We start from the raw sequence: 3,984 nt of genomic DNA on the forward strand, positions 1-3,984 counted from the left end.
AGCCGTTATGAAACAGGCAGCCACATAGACCTCAACAGCACAAACGTTGCGGCGGGACTCTCAAAGAAAGTAAAAGACAACGTAACGCTTGGAATATTCGTTGAAGGCGGAAACGGACGCTACACGACAGAAAACGAATTTGAAGACGGCAACGTAAGAGCGGACGGCGACGTCAACTACTTCGGCGGCGGTATATTCCTCAAAGCGGAAGGCAAAAAGACAGCCAAAGGACAGCTCCACGGAGAAGCCTCATTCAGAGCGGGACACATGAACAGCGACTACAACAGCGAAACGTTTAACCCCGGAGAAAGCACCCGCTTTGACACAAGCAACGCCTACATGGGAGCGCACGCAGCAGTCGGTTACAAATGGAACGTAACAAACGGCGGCAACATTGACACCTACGTCAAATACCTCTGGAACAGACAAAACAGCGACAGCCCTGTAATAGACGGCGAACAATTTGACCTTGACGCGATAAACTCTCACAGACTTCGCGCGGGCTTCCGCTACAACGGCAAAGAAACAAAAGAAGGGATAAAATTCTTCGGCGGACTTGCCTACGAATACGAATTTGACGGAGTTGCGAAAGGACATCTGGGAGAATACGCGCTGCTTGAACCTGACTTCAAAGGCGGAAGCGGAATGGCGGAACTCGGCATAAAATACCATAAGCCGAACAGCCCCTGGAAAGTAGAACTTGGCGTAACAGGCTACACAGGCAAACGCGACAGCATAGGCGCGCACCTGAACGCGTGGTATGAGTTCGGGAAATAGAAGATAGCAGGTGGGGAGCAGCAGGTAGGGAGTAGGACGCAGAATCTACGTCCTGCGAACTACCGTCTGCCCCCTGCAGGTACTACCGCAAAAGCAACAGAGAAAAGACGGCGTGCAGCGCCTCTTTTCCCCGCCTTTCTGTACGAAGAAAATTCCTTATGTGAGTTTTACTCCTCCGTGTTCCATGGGACAGAAAGGCGCGGAAAAGAAAGCCATAAGCCATAAGCTAAAAGCTTAACGCTTATAGCTTATATCGCGAGTGAAACGAGCAAATAAAGGTGGGAGAAACAAGAGATGTACATAGGCAGTGTCAGGTTTTTCAAACATTTAATACTGCTGACGATAATAACGGTAATAACGGTACTGTCGCTGCTCTTGTGGAAATCCTGCCGCAAAAACAGCAGGCTGGAATACCGGCTTGCGCTAACAGAGCAGCTGACAGCGGCGGCAACAGGCGGCAAAACGCCGTACGAAGCGTCAGCCGGACGTCAGACGAAAAAAGAAAAACGGCGCAGCGGAATTGACCTGCGCGAAATGCTTCACTCATCAGCGCCGGAATATCAGAAACTGTATCCCGACCTGTACGCGCCGGCAAAGGCAGCAGCGGAAAAAACAGAAGCCAAAACAGTGTACCTCACCTTTGACGACGGACCGAGCGCGTGTACAAGACAAATACTTGACACATTGGACTTTGAAAACGTGAAAGCGACATTCTTTGTCAAAGGCACTACAAACGAAGATGACCTGAAGACAATGAAAGAAGCCGCGCGCAAAGGACACACCATAGGAATGCACAGCTACTCGCACAGCTACAAATACATATACGCCTCGGTAGAAAACTTTCTGAAAGACATGCACAACATAAGCGCGCTCATCAGACAGACAACGGGGCAGGAACCGGCGGTATTCCGCTTTCCGGGAGGCAGCATAAGCGGAGTGAACCTGCGGCTGCACGAACAGCTTATGTCGGAAATGCTGAGACGCGGCTTTATCCCGTACGACTGGACAATTTCATCGGGAGACGCTGAAACAAAAAACATAACGGCAGACGGCATAGCCCAAAGAGTAATAGACGAAGTAAGCAAAAGCGAAGAACCCGCATTTGTACTGCTGCACGACTCAGGCAAAAAACAGGCAACGGCACAGGCGCTTGGCAGAATAATAAAAGAACTGAAACAAAAAGGCTACAGCTTCAAAGCGGTAACGCCCGACGTAAAACCGGCATTATTCAGTCCAAGATAAAAGATAACAGAAACAAAAAAGGGGAGAACAAAAACAATGAGCGCGAAAGAAAACTTTGGCAAGGCAGCATACGAACTTTTTGGAATAGGCAGCGGCGAAACGGCAGAACAGGAAAAACAGGGAAAAAAAGCCGGTGAAAACATCGAAACGGCAGAAATGGCGGCAAAACAGCCGGTAAGAACAGAAAAACCTGTTGAAGCCAAAGCGGCACAGCCTGCGGTACACGAGACAGGCTCAAACTGCACGATAAAAACAACCGGTGACATAGAAATCATCGGCAGCTGCGACGGTGACATTATAGCCGGAGGCAGAATAACGCTTCACGGCAGCCACACCGGCAGCATTAGTGCTCAGACAATAGAACTTCTTGACTGCACAATAAACGGAGACGTCAGCATAGAACAAAAACTGATAATTGGCGAGAACGCGGCAATCAACGGCAGCGTCTATGCCAGAGAACTTGACTGTGCAGGAACGGTCAACGGAGATGCCGCAGTCAACGGGCGCGTCAGTCTCAGAAGCACGGCAGACATACGCGGCAACGTCCGCGCTGTGGCAATGAACATGGAAGAAGGAGCGCAAATCGAAGGCGGATTTGAAATCAGACGAAACCTGTTCAGCGAATAAAACAAATAAAACAAACAAAACAAACAAAAGAGAGGGAAACAAAATGCCGAAGACACACAAAAAAAACAGCATATTGCTTGCGATACTGCTTGCGGCAGTATTGACAATACCGTTTGCCAAAACAGCCGAAGCTGCCGACGGCAAAGCGGACTTTCGCAAAATATTCCTCTCCATGCCCGAATACATAGCAGCGCAGCGGCAGTATATCGAAATGGCAAAACAAAAAGCGGTGGAATACGACCGTCTGACGGCAAATGCCAAAGACGAACAGACGAAACAGCAGCTGAAAAAGCAGCACGAAACATGGCAGGCACAAACCAACGTTGAAATAATGACGCCTGTAGTGAACAAAGCAAAACAAGTTATAAACCAAGTGGCGGCAGACAGAAAACTGCAGCATATATACGACAGCCAAAGCAGCGAAGCGGCAAAAGCGGAAACAGACGTTACAGCAGACGTAATAACGCGCCTTGCGCAGGACAGGGCGCGGCATACGGCAGACGGCACGAAACAACCGGCAAAAACGGAAGCAAAGCCGCAGCCGAAACCGGTGCAGCCTGTACAAACAGTGAAAGCAAAACCTGCGCCCGTCGCGGAAAACAAACCTGCAAAAGCCGAAGCTCCTGCGAAAGCCGCAAAGCCGCAGGTTAAACAACCCGCTAAAGCCGAAAAACCGCAGGTAAAACCTCAGACTGTGTCTGCTTCCGGCGGCGCGACGATAATCCAGTTTGGCGCGGACACAGAGCCTGACGAAATGCGGCAGTGGGTTGCGAAAGCGAAGAAAAACGGCATCGCAAGCGCTCACGTTGAAGAAAACGTCAACTCAAAAGGGCGCAAATGGTGGCGTGCGCGCGCGACGGCAAACAGCAAAGAGGAGGCGGAAGCTATATGCGCGAAACTCAAAGCCATAGGCTTGAAATACTACATAGTCAGATAGTAGTAAAGCAATAAAGAAAGAACAATGAATAATTAAGAATGGCAAGCAGTAAGTGGTAAGCGATAAGCTTGAAGCAAAAAAATCATTGTCTCGCGTGCCCCGTAGGGGTATGCTGCATGGAGCGAAGCGGAAGTGCAGCATACAGTGGCTTTGAAAAGACCTTGAAAAACAAAAGACACTGGATTCCGATTTTCATCGGAATGACGAGAGAAAACCTTGAAAAGCAAAAAAAACGTCATACCGTGCTTGACACGGTATCCAGCGACTTTACGGGCGAAGCCCGTTCGGTATTGAAAAACCAACGACACTGGATTCTGCGCTGCACTTCGTGCCCGCAGAAAGACTAATAAAAAGGCAGAAAGACAAAGATTTTAACGGTTCTAAGGTTCTAACGCTTACAG

5 protein-coding genes are annotated in these 3,984 nt (G+C 49.4%); all 5 read left to right on the plus strand.

Annotated elements, in window-relative coordinates; translation table 11 throughout:
- A partial coding sequence (locus KBS54_03645) for an autotransporter outer membrane beta-barrel domain-containing protein (GenBank protein MBQ0055224.1) occupies positions 1-777 on the plus strand: 777 nt, incomplete at its 5' end.
- Positions 778-1,071: 294 nt separating this feature from the next.
- Complete coding sequence (locus KBS54_03650; protein MBQ0055225.1) at positions 1,072-2,019, plus strand: polysaccharide deacetylase; 948 nt, start codon at positions 1,072-1,074, stop codon at positions 2,017-2,019.
- Between the two features lie 36 nt (positions 2,020-2,055).
- Complete coding sequence (locus KBS54_03655) at positions 2,056-2,646, plus strand: polymer-forming cytoskeletal protein (protein ID MBQ0055226.1); 591 nt, start codon at positions 2,056-2,058, stop codon at positions 2,644-2,646.
- A 43-nt stretch (positions 2,647-2,689) separates the two neighbouring features.
- Positions 2,690-3,583, plus strand: a complete 894-nt coding sequence (locus tag KBS54_03660; protein MBQ0055227.1) for an SPOR domain-containing protein — start codon at positions 2,690-2,692, stop codon at positions 3,581-3,583.
- 161 nt (positions 3,584-3,744) lie between these two features.
- Positions 3,745-3,930 (plus strand): hypothetical protein, encoded by a 186-nt coding sequence (locus tag KBS54_03665; GenBank protein ID MBQ0055228.1) that lies wholly within the window; start codon positions 3,745-3,747, stop codon positions 3,928-3,930.
- The last annotated feature ends 54 nt before the right edge of the window (positions 3,931-3,984 follow it).

This window comes from Candidatus Equadaptatus faecalis (assembly GCA_018065065.1).
GTDB lineage: Bacteria > Synergistota > Synergistia > Synergistales > Synergistaceae > Equadaptatus > Equadaptatus faecalis.